Source organism: Xanthomonas sp. LMG 12462 (genome assembly GCF_009192885.1).
Taxonomy (GTDB): Bacteria; Pseudomonadota; Gammaproteobacteria; order Xanthomonadales; family Xanthomonadaceae; genus Xanthomonas_A; species Xanthomonas_A sontii.
In genome coordinates this window covers 1-761 of the sequence record NZ_NMPP01000063.1, presented here as the reverse complement: position 1 = coordinate 761, position 761 = coordinate 1, and the positions used below count along the sequence as shown (strand labels likewise).

Below are 761 nucleotides of genomic sequence, written 5' to 3'. Positions count from 1 at the left end.
CCGGCCGACCACGCCGCCAACGGCGGCACGGACTCGCCCTCCCCTGCTGCAGCGACCGCCAAGGCGCCCGCTTCGCCGGCGGCGTCGCTTTCAGAGGAGGCATCCCTGCAACCCTTGCTAAAGCCGGGAGACCAGATCCTCGCCTTCAAACAGCACGACCTGACTGGCAACGGCGGGACCGATGCCGTCGCCATCGTCCGCCACGCCAATGCCGATGCATCAGGCAATACCTGCGAGCTGCTGGTCCTGCAACAGGCGAATGCGGCATGGAACGTGGCCGACCGTAGCCCGCAAGCGGTCGACTGCCTCTACAACGATGTGGCGCGCAACGCGAAGCGCCTGGACGACAACCTGAGCCTGAAGCCGCAGGAAATCGTCTACGTCAACCAGCAGACGCGCAGCAATGTCACCTACACGTTGAAGTACGACCCGGCCAAGAAAGCCTGGTATCTGGCGGAAGCGAGCAGCACGGCACCGGCAGAGAATCCGCAGAGCGGCGCGATGGACGTCTTCCGCGGAACCGCCAGCTATCCGGCGGACTTCGCATGGACCCCGATCTCGCAGATCGATCCAGAAAAACTGCAGGACGCCATGGACAAGCACCGCGCCGTCGTCCAGTAATTGATTCCAAGGAGAGAACCATGCCCCGTTTCAACGAAAGCTCGGCACTGCTGCTCAAGACTGCGGTCGATTCCGGCATCACCTCGCCGACGGAACTGGCCAACCTGATGGGCAACGCCGCCGTCGAGACCGGCCACTTT

At 63.7% G+C, this 761-nt stretch carries 1 protein-coding gene; it reads left to right on the top strand.

Going from position 1 to position 761, the window contains the following annotated elements; translation table 11 throughout:
- Positions 1–621, top strand: a 621-nt coding sequence (locus tag CEK69_RS15125; RefSeq protein ID WP_226975179.1) for a hypothetical protein, incomplete at its 5' end; no start/stop codon positions are given.
- Between the last annotated feature and the right edge of the window lie 140 nt (positions 622–761).